At 74.4% G+C, this 18711-nt stretch carries 14 protein-coding genes; 9 read left to right on the plus strand and 5 right to left on the minus strand.

Annotated features, from left to right (window positions below; genetic code table 11):
• The first annotated feature begins 103 nt into the window (after nt 1-103).
• Together ACZ7LB_RS01310 and ACZ7LB_RS01315 are read left to right on the plus strand one after the other, a co-directional pair.
• A complete protein-coding gene (locus tag ACZ7LB_RS01310) occupies nt 104-1096 on the plus strand; it encodes a LacI family DNA-binding transcriptional regulator (protein WP_471464660.1) in 993 nt (330 codons plus the stop codon).
• Between the two features lie 332 nt (nt 1097-1428).
• A complete protein-coding gene (locus ACZ7LB_RS01315) occupies nt 1429-4995 on the plus strand; it encodes an AfsR/SARP family transcriptional regulator (RefSeq protein ID WP_471464662.1) in 3567 nt (1188 codons plus the stop codon).
• Nucleotides 4996-5014: 19 nt separating this feature from the next.
• On the opposite strand, the gene ACZ7LB_RS01320 is transcribed toward ACZ7LB_RS01315, so the two are convergent.
• From ACZ7LB_RS01320 to panB, 3 genes are all read right to left on the minus strand, one after another.
• The gene (locus ACZ7LB_RS01320; RefSeq protein ID WP_471464664.1) at nt 5015-5845 is read right to left on the minus strand and encodes an ABC transporter permease; all 831 of its coding nucleotides are present in this window, start codon (nt 5843-5845) and stop codon (nt 5015-5017) included.
• Nucleotides 5842-6870: an ATP-binding cassette domain-containing protein gene (locus tag ACZ7LB_RS01325; RefSeq protein ID WP_471464666.1), complete on the minus strand. Its 1029-nt coding sequence runs from the start codon at nt 6868-6870 to the stop codon at nt 5842-5844. The genes ACZ7LB_RS01320 and ACZ7LB_RS01325 overlap by 4 nt, the downstream gene beginning before the upstream one ends.
• Before the next feature lie 375 nt (nt 6871-7245).
• Nucleotides 7246-8121: a 3-methyl-2-oxobutanoate hydroxymethyltransferase gene (panB, locus tag ACZ7LB_RS01330; protein ID WP_471464668.1), complete on the minus strand. Its 876-nt coding sequence runs from the start codon at nt 8119-8121 to the stop codon at nt 7246-7248.
• 211 nt (nt 8122-8332) lie between these two features.
• On the opposite strand from panB, the gene ACZ7LB_RS01335 reads away from it, so the two are divergent.
• From ACZ7LB_RS01335 to ACZ7LB_RS01350, 4 genes are all read left to right on the plus strand, one after another.
• Nucleotides 8333-9925, plus strand: coding sequence for an MFS transporter (locus ACZ7LB_RS01335; RefSeq protein ID WP_471464670.1), 1593 nt, complete (start codon nt 8333-8335; stop codon nt 9923-9925).
• A 62-nt stretch (nt 9926-9987) separates the two neighbouring features.
• The gene (locus tag ACZ7LB_RS01340) at nt 9988-10635 is read left to right on the plus strand and encodes a TetR/AcrR family transcriptional regulator (protein ID WP_471464672.1); all 648 of its coding nucleotides are present in this window, start codon (nt 9988-9990) and stop codon (nt 10633-10635) included.
• A gap of 299 nt (nt 10636-10934) precedes the next feature.
• Complete coding sequence (locus ACZ7LB_RS01345; RefSeq protein ID WP_471464674.1) at nt 10935-11972, plus strand: endonuclease/exonuclease/phosphatase family protein; 1038 nt, start codon at nt 10935-10937, stop codon at nt 11970-11972.
• Nucleotides 11973-12225: 253 nt separating this feature from the next.
• The gene (locus tag ACZ7LB_RS01350; RefSeq protein ID WP_471464676.1) at nt 12226-12597 is read left to right on the plus strand and encodes a hypothetical protein; all 372 of its coding nucleotides are present in this window, start codon (nt 12226-12228) and stop codon (nt 12595-12597) included.
• A 67-nt stretch (nt 12598-12664) separates the two neighbouring features.
• Here ACZ7LB_RS01350 and ACZ7LB_RS01355 read toward each other — a convergent pair whose 3' ends face one another.
• Nucleotides 12665-13237, minus strand: coding sequence for a hypothetical protein (locus ACZ7LB_RS01355; protein WP_471464678.1), 573 nt, complete (start codon nt 13235-13237; stop codon nt 12665-12667).
• Nucleotides 13238-13348: 111 nt separating this feature from the next.
• Nucleotides 13349-14710, minus strand: coding sequence for a glutamine synthetase family protein (locus ACZ7LB_RS01360; protein ID WP_161225069.1), 1362 nt, complete (start codon nt 14708-14710; stop codon nt 13349-13351).
• Between the two features lie 292 nt (nt 14711-15002).
• Between ACZ7LB_RS01360 and ACZ7LB_RS01365 the strand changes: the two genes are divergently transcribed.
• The 3 genes from ACZ7LB_RS01365 to ACZ7LB_RS01375 all read left to right on the plus strand — a co-directional run bounded on the left by ACZ7LB_RS01365 (nt 15003) and on the right by ACZ7LB_RS01375 (nt 18608).
• Entirely contained in the window at nt 15003-15677 is a 675-nt protein-coding gene (locus ACZ7LB_RS01365) for a DUF3105 domain-containing protein (protein ID WP_471464680.1), read from the plus strand.
• Nucleotides 15674-16306, plus strand: coding sequence for a DUF305 domain-containing protein (locus ACZ7LB_RS01370; protein WP_471464682.1), 633 nt, complete (start codon nt 15674-15676; stop codon nt 16304-16306). Before ACZ7LB_RS01365 ends, ACZ7LB_RS01370 begins: the two co-directional genes overlap by 4 nt.
• Nucleotides 16307-16850: 544 nt before the next feature.
• Nucleotides 16851-18608, plus strand: coding sequence for an NAD+ synthase (locus ACZ7LB_RS01375; RefSeq protein WP_471464684.1), 1758 nt, complete (start codon nt 16851-16853; stop codon nt 18606-18608).
• Nucleotides 18609-18711: the final 103 nt, after the last annotated feature.

Raw genomic sequence — 18711 nt, forward strand, 5'->3', positions numbered from 1 at the left:
TCTCCCACATGCTGTATCAGGGGTTCCCCGCCGTCAAGTACTCTCAGGCAAGATCTCCCGGCGACCGCCGCAGCCGTCCATCGACCGAGAAGGACACGCCCACGTGACAGCGCCCCGACTCATCGACGTGGCCGAGGCCGCCGGTGTCTCCCGTGCCACCGCGTCACGCGTACTCGCGGGTACGCCCCGCAACGTCGCGCCCGATCTCGCGCGCCGCGTGGAGGAGGCCGCCCGGCGGCTCGGCTACCAGACCAACCACTCCGCGCGGGCCCTGCGCACCGGCACCACCGGCACCGTCGGCGTCGTCGTCCCCTCGCTCGCCAACCCCTACTTCGTCCAGCTCGCCGACGCCCTGGCGCGGCGGGTGCGGGCCGGCGGGGGCACCCTGGTGGTCTCCGACGCTGCCAACGACACCCGGATCGAGGCCGAGCAGATAGACGCCATGCTCGGCGGCCCGGTGGACGGCCTGATCGTGGTCCCCGTCTCGGCGGGCGAGTCCGGGGCGGCCGTCCGCGCGGCGGCGGAACGCCGTCCCGTCGTGCTGTTCGACCGCTGGGCCGAGGGCTCCGGCACGGTCGCCGTCACCTTGGACAACGCCGCCGCGATCCGGCTCCTCGTCGAGCATCTGCGGGGCATCGGGCGCAGCCGGATCGCCCTGGTGGCGGCCGACCAGGCGTCCTCCTCCGGCGCCGAGCGCCTCGCCGCCTTCGTGGCGGCGCAGGGCCCCGACGCCACCACCGTCCTGCTGCCCAACTTCACCACCGATTCGGGGCGGTTGGCGGGGCGCCGCATCATCGAGCAGGGCGACCGGATCGACGCCGTCGTCTGCGGCGCGGACGTCCTCGCGGTGGGCCTGGTCAGCACCCTGCACCGGTCCGCCATCGCGGTGCCCGACCAGATCGCCGTCACCGGCTTCGACGACACCGAGATCCTGGAACTCCTCGACCCGCCGATCACCTCCATCAGGCACCCGCTCTCCGCCATGGCCGAACGCGCGCTGACCCTGCTCGGCGGCCCGGCCCGGCAGCGCTCGGAACGGGTCGAGCGGTTCTCCCCGGAACTGGTGGTCCGCGCCTCCACGGAACTGGCCGACTGACCCCGCCCGGAGGCGAGTCGGCGGACGCCCGGCGCCCAGGGCCTTTCGTTTGGACCGGGCCGGATCGGGGAGCGGGGGCCGGCGCCGTGCGTCGCGAGGCTGGGGAGGGAGCCGGGGCGGAGCCCCGGCGACCGACGGCAACGCGGCGAGGCGCGGCGCCGGACCCCGCGAGCCCGGCCTGATCCGAGCGAGAGGCCCCAAGGCCCGGGGCGCCCGGGCGCCGGTGGTCCGGGGTGCCGGTGGTCCGGGCGGTGCCCCGGCCCGTCCGGCGGGGCGGGGGTGACGCGCCGGGCGCCAAAACCCGGTGACCCGCGGCGACGGCAGCGGGGACAATGGAGGACGTGCGCTACCGCATTCTCGGCCCCACCCAGGCACTCCGCCCCGACGGCACCGCCGTCCCGGTCGGCGGCGCGCGGTTGCGCGCCCTGCTGACCGTGCTCGCCCTGCGACCCGGCCGCGCGGTGCCCGCGGGGCTGCTGGTGGAGGAGGTGTGGGGCGACGAACCGCCCGGTGACGCGCCGGGCGCGCTGCAGGCGCTGGTCGCGCGGCTGCGCCGGGTGCTCGGGGCGGCCGAGATCGCCTCCGACGGGGGCGGCTACCGGCTCGTCGCCGCGGCCGACGACATCGACCTGTACCGCTTCGACCGGCTCGCCGCCGAGGGCGCCCGCGCGCTGGCCGACGGCGACCCCGCCAAGGCCGCCGAGTGCCTGGACGACGCCCTCGCCCTCTGGAGCGGCCCGGCCCTGGCCGACCTCCCCGACCGCACCTCCGAGGCCGCCCGCTGGGACACCCGGCGGCTGGACGCCCTGCGCGCCCGGCACACCGCCGCCCTCGGCCTCGGCCGGGCCGAGCGGTCCCTGCCCGAGCTGACCGCCCTGTGCGACAGCCACCCCCTCGACGAACCCCTCCAGGCGCTGCGGCTGCGCGCCCTGCGCGACACCGGCCGGGCCGCCGAGGCGCTGGCCGCCTACGAGGACGTGCGGCGGCTGCTGGCGGAGCGGCTGGGCACCGACCCCGGGCCCGAACTGCGCGCCCTGCACGCCCGGTTGCTCGACCCCGGCGGGTCCGGTCCCGGCCCGGCCCGCCCCGGGGCGCCGTACACCGGGCCGTCGCGTCCCGGCCCGCGGAGCCCGGGGTCACCGGAGACCGGCGTACCGCACCCGGAGGCGCCGTACCCGGCTCCGGTGCGCCCCGGCCCGGCGGAGCACCACCCCGGTCCCGGCCGCCCGGATTCGTCCCACCCGGCCCCGGCGCCGTCCCCACCGGCGGCCCCCGGGCCCGCGCGGGCACCCGCCCCGGCGGGCCGGGCACCCACCCCGGCGGCCCCCGCGTCCCAGGGCCCGCACCCCGCCCCCGGCGCCCCGGCCGCCCGGCCGCGCGGCAACCTCCGGGCCCGGCTCACCTCCTTCGTCGGACGGGACGCCGATCTCGTGGCGCTGCGGGAGGACCTCTCCGCCGCCCGGCTGGTCACCCTGCTCGGGCCCGGCGGGGCCGGGAAGACCCGGCTGTCGCTGGAGGCCGCCGAGGGAGCGGCGGACACCGCGCGGGACGGTGCCTGGCTGGCCGAACTGGCCCCCGTGGACGATCCGGACGCCGTGCCCGAGGCGGTGCTGACCGCCGTCGGCGCCCGCGAGACCGTGCTCTACGGCGCCGGTGCCGAGGAGCTGAGGGCCGTCGCCGAGCGCCGGGCCACCGCCGTCGAACGCCTCGTGGAGCACTGCGGACGGCGCCGCATGCTGATCGTCCTCGACAACTGCGAGCACGTCGTGGACGCCGCCGCCCGCCTCGCCGAGGAGCTGCTCGCCCGCTGCCCGCACCTCACCGTCCTCGCCACCAGCCGCGAACCGCTCGGCGTACCGGGGGAGTTGCTGCGGCCGGTGGAGCCGCTGCCCGAGCCCGCCGCGCTCCGGCTGCTCGCGGACCGGGGCGCCGCCGCCCGGCCGGGCTTCCGCCCCGGCGCCGACGGGGAGACCGCCGCGGCCTGCGCCGAGATCTGCCGCCGGCTCGACGGGCTGCCGCTCGCCATCGAACTGGCCGCCGCCCGGCTGCGGATGCTCACCCCCCGCCAGATCGCCGACCGCCTCGACGACCGCTTCCGCCTGCTCACCTCCGGCAGCCGCACCGTGCTGCCCCGCCAGCAGACCCTGCGCGCGGTCGTCGACTGGTCCTGGGACCTGCTCGACGAGGACGAGCGGGACACCCTGCGGCGGCTGTCGGTCTTCGCGGGCGGCTGCGACCTCGCCGCGGCCGAGGCCGTCTGCGGGCCCACCGCCCTGGACACCCTCGGCTCCCTCGTCGACAAGTCCCTCGTCGTGGCCGCCCCCTCGGGCGACGGGGAGATGCGCTACCGCCTGCTGGAGACCGTCGCGGAGTACGCCCGGGAGCGGCTCGACGAGGCCGGCGGCCGGGCCGCGGCCGAGCGCGCGCACCTCACGCACTACCGCGAACTGGCCCGCACCACCGACCCGTTGCTGCGCGGCCCCCGGCAGCTCGCCGCCGTGGAACGGCTGGAGCGCGAGTACGAGAACCTCCGCACCGCCCTGCGCCACGCCGTGGCCGAACGGGACGAGCAGGAGGCGCTGTCCCTCTCCCTGTCGCTGATCTGGTACTGGCAGATGCGTGATCTGCGGGTGGAGGCCCGGAACTGGCTCCGCGAGGTCATGGAGCTGGGCCCGGACCCCTTCACCGAGCCGGCGCGCCGCGCCGAGCCGGTCTGGCAGCGGTGCACGGACGTGCCGCCGCCGCTGAGCGGCGAACTGCTCGCCGAGGCCCGGCGCGGCGTCCACCTGGCCCATCTCGCCTGCATGGACACCGAGCTGGACGCCTGGCAGAACCCGGCGGCCCAGCGCAAGCTCGCCACCATCGCCCGCACCTACGAGCCCGGCATGCCGCAGACCTGCACCAGCCCCGGGCTGCTCTGGTTCTTCGCGGTGATGCTCACCGGCCAGGTGGACCGGCTGCACGAGATCATGGACGCCGCGGTGCGCACCTGCCGCGAGACCCCGGGCTTCGAGTGGGAGCTGGCCGGGAGCCTCCAGATGCGCGCCAACATGCTGGCCAACCGCACCCACTGGGCGGGCGACGCCACCCGGGACGCCGACGAGGCGCTGGAGATCTACGGGCGGCTCGGCGACGGCTGGGGCGTCGCCGAGGCCCTCGCCGCCCGCGCCGAGGCCCGGGAGCGCACCGGCCACTACCGGCTCGCCGCCGCCGACTACCGGGCCGCAGCCGACCGCGCCGAAGGGCTGGGCGCCCATGTCCAGGTCGACAACCTGGCCGCCCGGCTCGGCAGCGTCCTGCTCCAGACCGGGGACCCGGCCGACGCGGGGCGGGGCGAGGAGATCCTGCGCGGGGTGATCGACCGCGCCGAGGGCGGCGGCCACCACAGCGCGATGCCCTCCGCCCGGCTCGGCCTCGCCGCCCATCTGGGGCTGACCGGCCGCACCGGCGAGGCCCGGGAGCAGCTCAGGCTGCTGCGCGAGGAGTTCTCCCTCTCCAGCTTCGCCGTCTTCGACGGCTTCATCCTCGCCGCCGAGAGCTGGATCGAGACGCTGGAGGGGCGGCACGAGGAGTCGCTGGTGATGGTCCGCGACGCGCTGCGGCGGGCCGAGGACCCGCTGTCCGCGGCCATCGCCCCGCACATGGGCTCCGTCTACCTGACGGTCGCGGCGATGGCCCTGGCCCGGCTGGACCGCGGCCGGCGGGCGCTGGACGCCGCCCGGTGCCTGGGCGCCGCGGACGCGCTGCTGCCCCCCGACCACGTGCGGTCGGCCGTGGAGTGGGAGAGCCACGACCGCGCCCTGCTGCGGCTGCGGGAGGTCCTCGACGAGGACGCGCTGACGGCCGCCCGTGCCGAGGGCGGCGGCCTCTCCCTGGAGGAGGCCACCGCCCTGGTGTGAGCCGCGGACGGCCCGCCGGTCAGCTCTTGGTGCGGAACTTGTGGATGGCGACCGGAGCCATCAGCGCGGTGATCCCCGCCGACCAGGCCAGCGTCATCCACAGGCCGTGGGCGACCGGACCGCCCACCATCAGGCCGCGCGCCGCGTCGGCCAGGTTCGACAGCGGGTTGTACTCGGTGAAGTTGCGCAGCCAGCCCGGCATGGAACCGGTCGGCGCGAAGATCGAGGAGCCGAACTGGAGCGGCATCAGCACCAGGAAGCCCATCGCCTGCACGGACTGCGCGTTCTTCATCGTCACCCCGAGGGTGAGGAAGATCCACATCAGCGCGGAGCCGAACAGCACCGACAGACCCACGGAGGCCACCAGGCCCGGCCAGTTGGTGATGTCGAAGCCGACCAGGACGCCGACGATCAGCAGCACCACGGTGGCGAACAGCATCCGCAGCAGCTCCACCGCGATCTTGGCGAACAGCACCGAGCCGCGGCCGATCGGCAGGGACCGGAAGCGGTCCATCACACCGGAGTTGAAGTCCTGGTTGAAGCCGGTGCCGACCCCCTGGGCCATGTTCATGCCCATCATGGCCATCAGTCCGGGCACCACGTACTGCACGTACTCCTGCTGCCCGCCGCCGAGGGACTGGCCGATCGAGCCGCCGAAGACGTAGACGAACAGCAGGGTGAAGATCACCGGGAAGAGGATGGCGTCGAACATCGACTCCGGGTCCTGCCGGATCCACAGCAGGTTGCGGCGGACCAGGGCGCCGGTGTGCCGCAGGTGCCCGCGCAGTGTGATCCGGCTGTCGGCGGCCGGGAGCGCGGGGGCGGACGTCGGGGTGGTGGCGGCGCTCATACGGCGACCTCCTCGCGGATCTCGGCGGCCGGGGCGTCCTGCGGGTCACCGGAGGCGTGGTGGCCGGTGAGCGAGAGGAACACCTCGTCCAGGCTGGGCAGTTCGGTGGTGATGGAGGCGATGGTGAGGCCGCGCGCGGTGACCGCGCCGACCACCGCGGTCAGTTGCTCGTCGCTGAGGATCGGCACCAGCACGGCGCCCGCCTCGTCGTCGACGGTGGAGGAGGCGAGGCCGGTGATGCCCAGCTCGTCCAGGAACCCGGCCAGCGGGCGGGCCTGCGCCGGGTCGGCGGGGCGCACGCGCAGGGTCCGGCCGCCGACCCTGGCCTTCAGCTCCTCGATGCCGCCCCGGGCGATGACCCTGCCGCGGTCCACCACGGTCAGCTCGGAGGCGAGCTGCTCAGCCTCCTCCATGTACTGGGTGGTGAGCAGCACGGTGACGCCGTCGCCGACCATGCTCTTGACCTCGTCCCACACCTCGTTGCGGGTGCGCGGGTCCAGGCCGGTGGTGGGCTCGTCCAGGTAGAGGACGGCCGGGCGGCCGATCATGGACGCGGCCAGGTCCAGACGGCGCCGCATGCCGCCGGAGTAGGTGGCCGCGGGCCGCCGGGCGGCCTCGGTGAGGGAGAACCGCTCCAGCAGCTCGTCGGCCCGCGCGCGGGCCTCCTTGCGGGGCAGGTCGAGCAGCCGGCCGATGAGGTAGAGGTTCTCCCAGCCGGGGAGCTTCTCGTCCACGGAGGCGTACTGCCCGGTGAGCCCTATCACCCGGCGGAGCTGGCGGGGCTGGCGCACGACGTCGTAGCCGGCGACGCGGGCCTCCCCGGAGTCGGGCGTGATGAGGGTGGACAGGACGCGGACCAGGGTGGTCTTCCCGGCGCCGTTGGGCCCCAGCACCCCCATGACGGTGCCCGGCCGCACATCCAGGTCGACGCCGTCCAGCGCCTTGGTCTCGCCGTAGTGCTTGACCAGCCCCCGTACGGTGACCGCGCCCTCGGCGGCCGGGGCGTTTCGATCGCTTCGCTTCATGCCCCAGACGCTCCCACGCGGCACTGACAAACCTCCGACAGGCCACCGACATCCCGGGGGGCCGCCGACCGGCCGCCGACATCCCGCCGACACGTCGGGCCGCCCCGGGGGCGGGGGGAGGCGGGAGAGGCTTCCGGTGCGGCGCCCCCCGCCCACGGCACCCGGCAACGGGACCGGCCCCGCCGACCGGGGGGTGGTCGGCGGGGCCGGTGCGGTGCCGCGGTGCCCCTGGGGCGCGGAAGGCCCTGGTCCGGAGCGGGGAAGGGCCGGTCCGGCCGGGACCCGGTCCGGCAGGGGGATCCGGGCCGGTGCGCCCGGGTCGGGAGCGGGGTGCCCGGATCAGGACCGGGGCGCACGGGGCAGGTCGGGCCTTCCCTAGTGGACGGAGTGCTCCTCCCGCGGGAACGTTCCGCCGACGACGTCCTCGGCGTACGCCTTCGCCGCGTCGCCGATGATCCCGCGCAGGTCGGCGTACTGCTTCACGAACTTCGGCACACGCCCGCCGGTCAGCCCGAGCATGTCGGTCCACACCAGCACCTGGGCGTCCGTCCCCGCACCCGCGCCGATGCCCACCGTCGGGATGTGCAGCGTCCGCGTCACCTCGGCGGCCAGCTCCGCCGGGACCAGCTCCAGGACGACCGCGAAGGCGCCCGCGTCCTGCACCGCCTTGGCGTCGCGCAGCACCTGCTGCGCCGCCTCCTCGCCCCGGCCCTGCACGCGGTAGCCCATCGCGTTGACCGACTGCGGGGTGAGCCCGATGTGGGCCATCACCGGGATGCCCGCCCCGACCAGCAGCTCGATCTGCCGGTGCGAGCGCTCGCCGCCCTCCAGCTTGACCGCCCCGGCCCCGGCCTCCTTGACCAGGCGGGTGGCCGAGCGCAGCGCCTGCACCGGCCCCTCCTGGTACGAGCCGAACGGCAGGTCGGCCACGACCAGGGCGCGGCTCGTGCCCCGGACGACGGCGGCGGTCAGCATCGTCATCTCGTCCAGCGTCACGGGCACCGTGGTCTCGTAGCCCAGGTGACAGTTGCCCGCGGAGTCCCCGACGAGCAGCACGGGGATGCCCGCCTCGTCGAAGACGGAGGCCGTCGAGGCGTCGTAGGCGGTGAGCATGGGCCACCTCTCGCCGCGCTCCTTGGCGACGGCGATGTCCCGCACGGTGATGCGCCGGCTGCTCCTGCCCCCGTACAGCGAGGGACCGGTCCCGGCGGGCGGGGGCTGGGGGGTCTGGGCAGCGGAAGGCTGCGTCATGGCAACGGCTCCTTCATGTCATCTCGTGGCGCCCTGACGGCGTCCCCGGATCGTTTCCATGGTGGCACCCGGGTCCGCCGGATGGCTAGGGCACCCCCGCCTCCGCCGGACGGCCCGCTCCCGCCGGGTACCCGTTCCCGCACCGTAAAAGCTCGGTAAGAGATTTCCGATACGGAACCGTCTCGTATTGTAAGTACCCTAGGCTCGGCCCATGACTACTCCTGCCGTCCCGGCCTCCCGGCGCATACCGGAAGAGGTCCACCGGCGCCGCTGGGCCATCCTCGGTGTGCTCATGCTGGCCCTGCTGATCGTGGTGCTCGACAACTCGATCCTGAACGTCGCCATCAAGACCATCTCCACCCCCGGACCCACCGGGCTGGGCGCCAGCCAGAGCGAGCTGGAATGGGCGATCAACTCCTACACCCTGGTCTTCGCCGGACTGCTGTTCACCGCCGGACTGCTCGGTGACCGGCTGGGCCGCAAGAAGGTGCTGCTCGGCGGACTCCTGGTGTTCGGCCTGGGCTCCGCGCTGGCCGCCTTCTCCGGCTCGCCCGGCGAGCTGATCGCCTACCGCGCGGTGATGGGCCTCGGCGCCGCCTTCGTCATGCCCGCCACCCTCGCGGTCCTCATGCACGTCTTCGAACGCGACGAGCAGCCCAAGGCCATCGGCCTGTGGGCGGGCGGCGTCGGCCTGGCCATCGCCATCGGCCCGATCACCGGCGGCCTGCTGCTGGACCACTTCTGGTGGGGCTCGGTCTTCCTGGTCAACGTGCCGATCGTCGCGCTGGCCGTCGTGCTGATGCTCTGGCTGGTCCCGGACTCCCGCGACCCCCGGCCCGGACGCCTCGACCCGATCGGCGTCCTGCTCTCCGTCGTCGGCCTGGTCCTGCTGGTCTACGGCATCATCAAGGGCGGCCAGCTCGCCGACTTCACCGACCCCGCCGTCCTCGGCACCTGCGGCGCGGGACTCGCGGTCCTCGTCGTCTTCGTCGTCTTCGAGAAGCGCAGCGACCATCCGTCCATCGACATCAGCCACTTCCGGAACAAGGTCTTCTCCGCCGCCATCTCCGCCATCGCGCTGGTCTTCTTCGCGCTGATGGGCGTCACCTTCTTCTCCGTCTTCTACCTGCAGAGCGTGCTCGGCCACACCCCGCTGGAGACCGGCCTGCTGATGCTGCCGCTGGCCGTCGCGCAACTGATCTTCGCGCCCCGCGCCCGCCTGCTCGTCGACCGCTTCGGCTACCGGGCCACCACCACCGTGGGCATGGCCCTCGTCGCCCTGATGCTGGCCGCGTTCGCCACCCTGGACACCGGGACGCCGCTCTGGCTGCTGGAGGTCTACTTCTTCCTGATGGGCACCGGCATGGCGCACATCATGACCCCGACCAGCGTCGTCATCATGCAGGCCCTGCCCCGGGAGAAGGCCGGCTCCGCCTCCGCGCTCAGCAACACCTTCCGCCAGGTCGGCGGCGCCCTCGGCATCGCCGTCCTCGGCTCGGTGCTCTCCACCGCCTACCGCAACGGCATCGAGGGCGACCTCGGCGTGGTCCCCGCCGCGCTGCGGCACACCGCCGGCGAGTCCATCGAGGCCACCCTCGGCGTCGCCGCCGGGCTCGGACCGCGGGGCGAGGCCCTGGTCGGCCCCGCCAACGACGCCTTCCTGCACGCCATGCACGTCACCGCCGTCTGGGGCGCGGGCGTCGCCGTGATCGGCGTGGTCGTCCTGGCGCTCTTCCTGCCCGGCAGGGTCCCGGCGGACGGGCCCCGCGAGCCCGGGGCGGAACCGGCGGGCGCGGTGGAGTGACGCCGCGCCCCCCGCGACGGGGGACAATCAGTGCCCGCCAGCAAGGGAGAGGACACCGCGACGTGAGCCCCGCCGACCACCGCCCGGAGAGCGACTGCCCCCCACGGGGGCGACCCCGCAGCGAGGCGGTCGAACGCGCCATCATCGAGGGCGTGATGGAGCTGCTGGAGCAGGGCATCCCGCTCGCGGAGCTGTCCATCGAGGGCATCGCCCGCACCGCCGGCGTCGGCAAGGCCGCGATCTACCGGCGCTGGCGGGGCAAGGAGGAGCTGTTCGTCGACGTCCTGCGCGCCATCGAGCCCCCCGACCCGCCGCTGCCCGGCACCTCCATGCGCGACGACCTCGTCGTCCTGCTGGAGTGGCTGCGGCGGCGCGGGCTGGCCGCCCGCTCGTCCGCGCTGGTGCACAGCGTGCACTCGCAGATGAAGAGCAGCCCGAAGGTCTGGGCCGCCTACCACACCACCGTCGTCGAACCCCGGCGCAGGATCGGCATCGAGGTCCTGCGCCGGGGCCGGGACAACGGCGAACTCCGGTCGGACGTCGACCTGGAGGTGCTCAACGACATCTTCGTCGGCCCCATGCTGGTGCGCGCCATCCTGCACCCGGAGGCCGGGCTCCCCGAGGGGCTGGCCGAACGGATCGTGGACTCCGTCCTGGAGGGCCTGCGCCCGCCCGCCGCCGCGGAACCGGCCGCCGGGCCGCCCGTGTGACGCTCCCTCCGGGCGGGCACCCGGCGGTACGGGGACGGTGACCGCGCGGGCGGCCCCGGCGGGGCGCGGAGGGCCGGGTGAGGCCCGGGGCGGGGCCCGGTGACGGTGCGGCAGGGGAGCCGATTGTGCGGGTTCTGTCACAGAGCGCGCCCTCCCGGTCCGTTCCGGAACTCCGCGCGGCGGCCCGTTCGTCATCCTGCCGGTACGGCCGTCCGCGGGGCGGCGGGAACGGAGCCGCTCATCCCCTAGGGTCTGAGACGCGGGGGAGACGGTGGGCAGGCAGGCAGTGAGGCGGCGGTATGGCGCAGCAGGCGTACATGGCGGACACGGACAACGGCGGCCCGGGACCCGAGCGCCGAGGAGCCCGGTTCCGGCGCCTGTTCAGCGGATGGCGCGGGGACGGCGTCCGGCGCCGGGGCCTGGTCACCGCCGCCGTCGCCCTGGCCCTCGCCGCGGTCATGGCGGCGCACGCGCAGATCCCGAACACCATCGGCAACCTCGGCAGCCTCACGGAGACCTTCCTGCCCTGGTTCGGCCTGCTGGTCCCGGTGCTGCTGCTGGTCGCCCTGCTCCGCAAGTCGCTGACGGCGCTGATCGCCCTGGTGCTCCCGGCCACCGTGTGGTGCAACCTCTTCGGCGGCCTGCTCTTCGACAAGACCGGCACCGGCGGCGACCTGATGGTGGCCACGCACAACGTCAACGCCGACAACGCCGACCCGGAGGGCACCGCCCGTGCCCTGGCCGCCTCCGGCGCGGACATCCTGGCGCTGGAGGAGCTGAAGGCGTCCGCGGTCCCCACCTACGAGAAGGCCCTGGCGCCGACGTACCGCCACCACGCGGTGGTGGGCACGGTGGGCCTCTGGAGCAGGTACCCGGTGAGCGAGGTCCGGGCCGTGGACATCCTGCTCGGCTGGAAGCGCGCGATGCGCGCCACGGTCACCACCCCGGACGGGCCCGTCGCGGTGTACGTCGCCCATCTGCCGTCCGTGCGAGTCAAGTTGGAGGCCGGGTTCACCGCGCGCCAGCGGGACAAGAGCGCCGACGCGCTCGGTGAGGCCATCGCCGACGAGACGCTCCCGCGCAAGATCCTGCTCGGCGACCTCAACGGCACCATGAACGACCGGTCGCTGAACGCCGTCACCTCCCAGATGCGCTCCTCGCAGGGCGCGGCGGGCAACGGCTTCGGCTTCAGCTGGCCGGCCTCCTTCCCGATGGCCCGCATCGACCAGATCCTCGTCACCGGCGTGGAGCCGAGGAGCAGTTGGACCCTTCCGGCGACCGGCAGCGACCACCTCCCGCTCGCCGCGCGGGTCACCCTGCGCCCCGACGGGTCCTGACCCGTCCGGGGCGCCGGGCCCGCCCCCGGCCGCCGCCGCCCCGTGGGCCAACGCCCGTCGTGACGCCTTCACTTGACGGGGCGGGGGCGGTAGTCTGGTTCCCGCTGTCCATCACTCCGGCCCCGGTAGGGAGCGGCCCGACCCACACAGACACCGCTGCGCACGCGCGGGTGCAGGGACCCGGCACGTGCGAACCCCGTGGAAGCGTCGCGGGGTGCGTCGTCCGTGTGCGCCAAGTCCGCGGAGGTATCCCATGGACAGCACGATCATCCTCGTCGTACTCGCCTGCTTCGGCGTTCTGGCCATCTTCGTCTGGTCGTTGCAGAGCTTCCTCAAGCAACTGCAGGGATTCCTCGACGACCTGCCCGCGTTCTTCGCCTCCTTCCACCGCGCCCGGCGCGCGATGCGCGACCGGGGCGAGCGGGACCCGGAGCGGCCGGCGGAGACGGAACCGCCCCGGGCGGACGCGGGCGTCGTACCGGAACCGCCCGCGCGCAGGCCCGGGGCGTCGGGGCCCGAGCCGGCGGCCCCGGCCCCGCAGGAGGCGGCGGACGCGGCGCCGCCCGTGGCGACGGACACGGACCCCCGGGAGGCGCCCCGGCGCGGCACGCCCGCCCGACCGTGACCGACGGGAGGGCCGTGCCCGCCGGACCGCCCCCGGCCGGTGCACGGCCGACGGCCCGGGCCGCCCGTCAGGAGTTCTCGACGAAACCCGCGACGACGTCCACGGCCCGGCCGTCCGGGTCCAGCCGTCCGAAGAAGTGGACGGCCCCGTACCCGAACTGGTACTCGGTCACCACGTCGTCGTCGACCGGGTAGCCGTCCTCGTCGAAGGTGAACAGGAACCGGAGGCCGGCATCCAGCAGGGGCCGCACGGACGACTCCTCCCACTGCACCCGGTGCGCCTCGTCGGCGATCCGGATCAGCCCCGGGCCCCGCGCCCCGGGAGCCCGGGGCTCCAGCGACCGGCTCGCGAGGAACGGATGGGCGCCGGGGGCCCGCGCGCACCTCGGGGACGGGGAGTGCAGCACCGCGCGCAGGGCGATGTCCGGGTGGCGGTCGTCGGGATCGCCGACGGCGTACCCCCGCCGCACGAGGACGGAGACCTCGCGGTCCGCCTGCCACGGCGCGGTGCCCGCGGCCAGGGTGAACAGGTAGTGGTGCGTGTCCAGAACGGGGTGGCGGGCGAGAACCCCCGGCGGATCGCCCCCCAGCCGGGAACCGGTCAACGCGTCGCCCCGCGCGACCCCGAGCAGCACCACCATCCCGCCATCGTAGGCGCCCCGGGACACCCGAGCGGGAAGCGCCCGACGCCCGGCCCGAGGCCCCGGACCGCCCTGCCGGACGCCCGCCCGCCCGCGCGCCCCGGCCCCGCCCTACAGCACCGGCAGCGACCGCTTCAGCTCGAACGCGGTGACCTGGGAGCGGTACTCCTCCCACTCCTGGCGCTTGTTGCGCAGGAAGAAGTCGAAGACGTGCTCGCCGAGCGTCTCGGCGACGAGGTCGCTGCGCTCCATCAGGGCCAGCGCCTCGCCGAGGTTCTGCGGGAGCGGCTCGATGCCCAGGGCGCGCCGCTCCGCGTCGGACAGCGCCCACACGTCGTCCTCGGCGCCCGGCGGGAGTTCGTAGCCCTCCTCGATGCCCTTGAGGCCGGCGGCGAGCAGGACGGCGTAGGTCAGGTACGGGTTGGCGCCGGAGTCGATCGAGCGGATCTCCACCCGGGCCGAACCGGTCTTGCCCGGCTTGTACATGGGCACCCGGACCAGCGCCGAGCGGTTGTTGTGGCCCCAGCAGATGTACGACGGCGCCTCGCCGCCCGCCCCGGCGGTGCGTTCGGCGCCGCCCCAGATGCGCTTGTAGGAGTTGACCCACTGGTTGGTGACGGCGGAGATCTCCGCCGCGTGCCGCAGCAGCCCCGCGATGAAGGAGCGGCCGACCCGGGAGAGCTGGTACTCGGCGCCGGACTCGTAGAAGGCGTTGCGGTCGCCCTCGAACAGGGACAGGTGCGAGTGCATGCCCGAACCGGGGTACTCCGAGAACGGCTTGGGCATGAACGTGGCCTGGAGGCCCTGCTCCAGCGCCACCTGCTTCATGACCAGGCGGAACGTCATGATGTTGTCGGCGGTGGAGAGCGCGTCGGCGTAGCGCAGGTCGATCTCCTGCTGGCCGGGGGCGCCCTCGTGGTGGGAGAACTCCACCGAGATGCCCATCGACTCCAGCTGGGTGATGGCCTGGCGGCGGAAGTCCATGCCGATGTTCTGCGGGGTGTGGTCGAAGTACCCGGAGTTGTCGGCGGGCGTGGGCACCGAGCCGTCCACCGGCTTGTCCTTCAGCAGGAAGAACTCGATCTCCGGGTGGGTGTAGAAGGTGAACCCCTGGTCGGAGGCGCGGGCCAGGGCCCGCTTGAGGACGTAGCGCGGGTCCGCGAAGGACGGGGAGCCGTCCGGCATCAGGATGTCGCAGAACATGCGGGCCGTGCCGGGGGCCTCCGCGCGCCAGGGCAGCACCTGGAACGTGGACGGGTCCGGCTTGGCGATCATGTCGGACTCGTAGACCCGGGCGAAGCCCTCGATGGCGGAGCCGTCGAAGCCGATGCCCTCGTCGAAGGCCTGCTCCAGCTCGGCCGGGGCCACGGCCACGGACTTCAGGAAGCCCAGCACGTCCGTGAACCACAGCCGCACGAACCGGATGTCGCGCTCCTCCAGCGTCCGGATCACGAACTCCTGCTGCTTGTCCATCTTCCGCTTCCCCATCCTTGCTGGTCAGGCCGCCTGTCTCCGGCACGGTGGAGGCGGTCGGGCACCTGAGCATCACACCATGACGACGTGTCGTACGCGTCGCGGACCCACCGCCGGCGCCGCGTACCCCGGGCGCACCGCTCCTCCCGCAGCGTAGAGGCCGCCCGTTCGATCGGGCCATTCCTGAGTGCCCGGCGCGACAGATCGTGTGATCTCTCTACGGGAGAGTTGGTCCGTACCACTACGATCAGCGGACTTTCACCGCCTCCCCTTTCCCAGAAGGGCACACCCCATGGGTTCCGCCAACAAGAGCAGCACGACGACGCGCCAGGACCGCATAGCCGAGATGCGCCGCGCCGAGCAGGCCCGAGCACGACGGAACCGCGTCCTCACGATCGTGGCCGGCGCGGTGGTCACCGCCGGACTCGTGGTCGGAGGCGTCGTCCTCGTCCGCTCCCAGTCAGGCGGCGACGGCTCCGACGACGCGGCGGCGACGAAGGCCAAGGTCTCCGGCAAGTTCGAGGCCGGCGCGGACGGCGTCAACACCTGGAAGGGCACCCTCGGCCGGGACCACGTCACCACCAAGGTGACCTACCCGGTCGACCCCCCGGTCGGCGGCGACCACAACCAGGTCTGGATGAACTGCAACGGCGACGTCTACACCAAGCCGCTGAACAACGAGAACGCCGTCCACTCCCTGGAGCACGGCGCCGTGTGGGTGACCTACAACGACCGGGCGCCCAAGGCCGACATCGAGGCGCTCACGGCGAAGGTGAAGAAGACGCCGTACTCCCTGATGAGCCCGGACGAGAAGCAGAAGGACCCGATCATGCTCTCCGCCTGGGGCCACCAGCGCACGGTGACCGGCGCCGACGACCCCGCCGTGGACGCCTTCTTCGGGAAGTTCGTCCAGGGCGAGCAGACCCCCGAGCCGGGCGCGGCCTGCACCAACGGGCTGGCGCAGTGAGACGGGCCGCCGCCGGCTGGATCGCCGGGGCCGTGACGGCGGCGCTCGTCGCGGCCGGTGCCGTCACCTACGCGGTCGCGGGGGACGACGGTCCCGCGGCGCCGGCGGTCCCGGCGTCCGACTCGGCGGACGCCGGGTTCGCCCGCGACATGATGGTGCACCACCAGCAGGCCGTGGAGATGTCGTACGTCCTGCGCGACCGCACCGACGACGAGGAGATCCGCCGCCTCGCCTACGACATCGCGCAGACCCAGGCCAACCAGCGGGGCATGATGATCGGCTGGCTGGACCTGTGGGGCCTGGCGAAGGTCTCGCCCGACCCGCCGATGACCTGGATGGGCATGGGCGACGCGCCCACCGCCGGGGACGGCTCGCTGATGCCGGGCATGGCCACCAACGCGGAGATGGCCGAGCTGGGCCGGCTCAGCGGCGAGAAGGCCGAGGTCCTCTACCTCCAGCTGATGGTCGAGCACCACCGGGGCGGGGTGCACATGGCCGAGGGCTGTGTGGAGCGCTGCGGGGTGGACGCGGAGAAGCGGCTGGCGCGGGGCATGGTCGAGTCGCAGCAGTCGGAGATCCGGCTGATGGTGGACCTGCTGATCAAGCGGGGCGCCAGGCAGCGGGGCTGATCCGGGGGCCGGGGCGCCGGGCTCCGGTTGCTGCCGCCCGCCGCCCGCCGCCTGCCTTCCGCCGCTGCCGTCCCGCTCGGTCCGTGCCGTCCCGCTCGGTCCGTGCCGTCCGGTCCCGGACCGGGCCCGCCCGCTGGTGCCCGTCGCCGGGGCCCCGGACCCCGGACCGCGGCGACGGACCGGCGGAGGAACCCGCCGGGCCGGACTCGCCCCGGCGGGTACGGAAGGGCGCCCGGCCCGCCGTGGGCGCTTCCGGAATCCGTCCGGTGGCTTCCGGGTGCCGAGGGCGGGGCGAAGCCGAGGCCGGGGCCCCGGGGCAGGCGGGGCAGGCGGGGCAGGCGGGGTCCGGTGGGCCCGCCGGGGCCGCGGTGCCGGTTCGGATCCGGGCGGCCGGACCGGCGCGCCCCCGGGCACCCGTCGGCGCGCCCCCCCGGCACCCGTCCGCGCGCCGCAGGGGCCGGGCCGGGCGCGTCCCGCGTGCGGGGGCGCGCTCCGGACCCGCCGCACCACCCCATCGCGTCGGTCTGACGATTACACTGGTGCCGTGCCCCAACTACGACTCGCCCTGAACCAGATCGACTCCCGCGTCGGCGACCTCGCCGCCAACGCGGACTCGGTCGTCCGCTGGACCCGGCACTCCGCCGAGCAGGGGGCCCATCTCGTGGCCTTCCCGGAGATGGTGCTGACCGGCTATCCCGTCGAGGACCTGGCCCTCAGGTCGTCCTTCGTCGAGGCCTCCCGGACGGCCCTGCGCGCGCTGGCCGTCCGCCTCGCCGAGGAGGGCCTCGGGGAGCTGCCGGTGGTCGTCGGCTACCTTGACCGCGCCGACACCGCGCGGCCCGTGTACGGCCGGCCCGCGGGCGCCCCGCGCAACGCGGCGGCGGTGCTGCACGGCGGCGAGGTGGCCCTGGCCTTCGCCAAGCACCACCTGCCCAACTACGGCGTCTTCGACGAGTACCGCTACTTCGTGCCCGGCGACACGCTGCCCGTGGTGCGGGTGCGCGGCGTCGACGTCGCCCTCGCCATCTGCGAGGACCTCTGGCAGGACGGCGGCCGGGTGCCGGCCGCCCGCTCCGCGGGGGCCGGACTGCTGCTCTCCGTCAACGCCTCGCCGTACGAGCGGGACAAGGACGACACCCGTCTCGAACTGGTGCGCAAGCGCGCCCAGGAGGCCGGCTGCACCACCGCCTACCTCGCCATGACGGGCGGCCAGGACGAGTTGGTCTTCGACGGCGACTCCATCGTCGTGGACAAGGACGGCCGGGTCCTGACACGGGCCCCGCAGTTCTCCGAGTGCTGCGTGGTCGTCGACCTCGACCTGCCCGCGGCCGACCCCGGCGCGCCGTCCGGCGTGGTGGACGACGGGCTGCGCATCGACCGGGTCGTGCTCTCCGAGGAGCCGGTGCCCGCCGCCCACGGGCCCGAGCTGCCCGGAGGGTGCGCCGAGCGGCTGGACGACGAGGAGGAGATCTACTCCGCGCTGGTCGTGGGGCTGCGGGCGTACGTCGAGAAGAACGGCTTCCGCTCGGTGCTGATCGGACTCTCCGGCGGCATCGACTCGGCGCTGGTCGCCGCCATCGCCTGCGACGCGGTCGGCGCGGAGAACGTGTACGGCGTGTCGATGCCGTCCAAGTACTCCTCGCAGCACTCCCGGGACGACGCCGCGGACCTGGCCCGCCGCACCGGACTGCACTTCCGGACCGTCTCCATCGAGCCCATGTTCGACGCCTACATGGGCGCGCTGGAGCTGACCGGGCTCGCCGAGGAGAACCTCCAGTCGCGGCTGCGCGGCACCCTGCTGATGGCGGTCTCCAACCAGGAGGGCCACATCGTCCTGGCGCCCGGCAACAAGTCCGAGCTGGCGGTCGGCTACTCGACGCTCTACGGCGACTCGGTGGGCGCGTACGGGCCGATCAAGGACGTGTACAAGACGACCGTGTTCCGCCTCGCCGAGTGGCGCAACCGGGCGGCCGAGGAGCGCGGCGGGACGCCTCCGATCCCCGGCAACTCCATCACCAAGCCGCCCAGCGCGGAGCTGCGCCCGGACCAGGTCGACACCGACTCGCTGCCGGACTACCCGGTGCTCGACGCCATCCTGGAGCTGTACGTCGACCGGGACCGCGGGGCCGACGAGATCGTCGCCGCCGGGTACGACCGCGAGCTGGTGCTCAGGACGCTGCGCATGGTCGACACCGCCGAGTACAAGCGGCGGCAGTACCCTCCGGGCACCAAGATCTCGCCGAAGGGCTTCGGCAAGGACCGCAGGCTGCCCATCACCAACCGCTGGCGCGAGACGGGCTGACGCGCACCGCGCGGTCGCGGTGGAGGCCCCGGGCCCGGCCGGCGTCGCCCACCGGCGGTGGGGCCGGTTCGGTTCCGGGATCTCCGGGGTGAGGCCCACGCCC

It is taken from the genome of Streptomyces sp. NPDC107521, assembly GCF_055598485.1.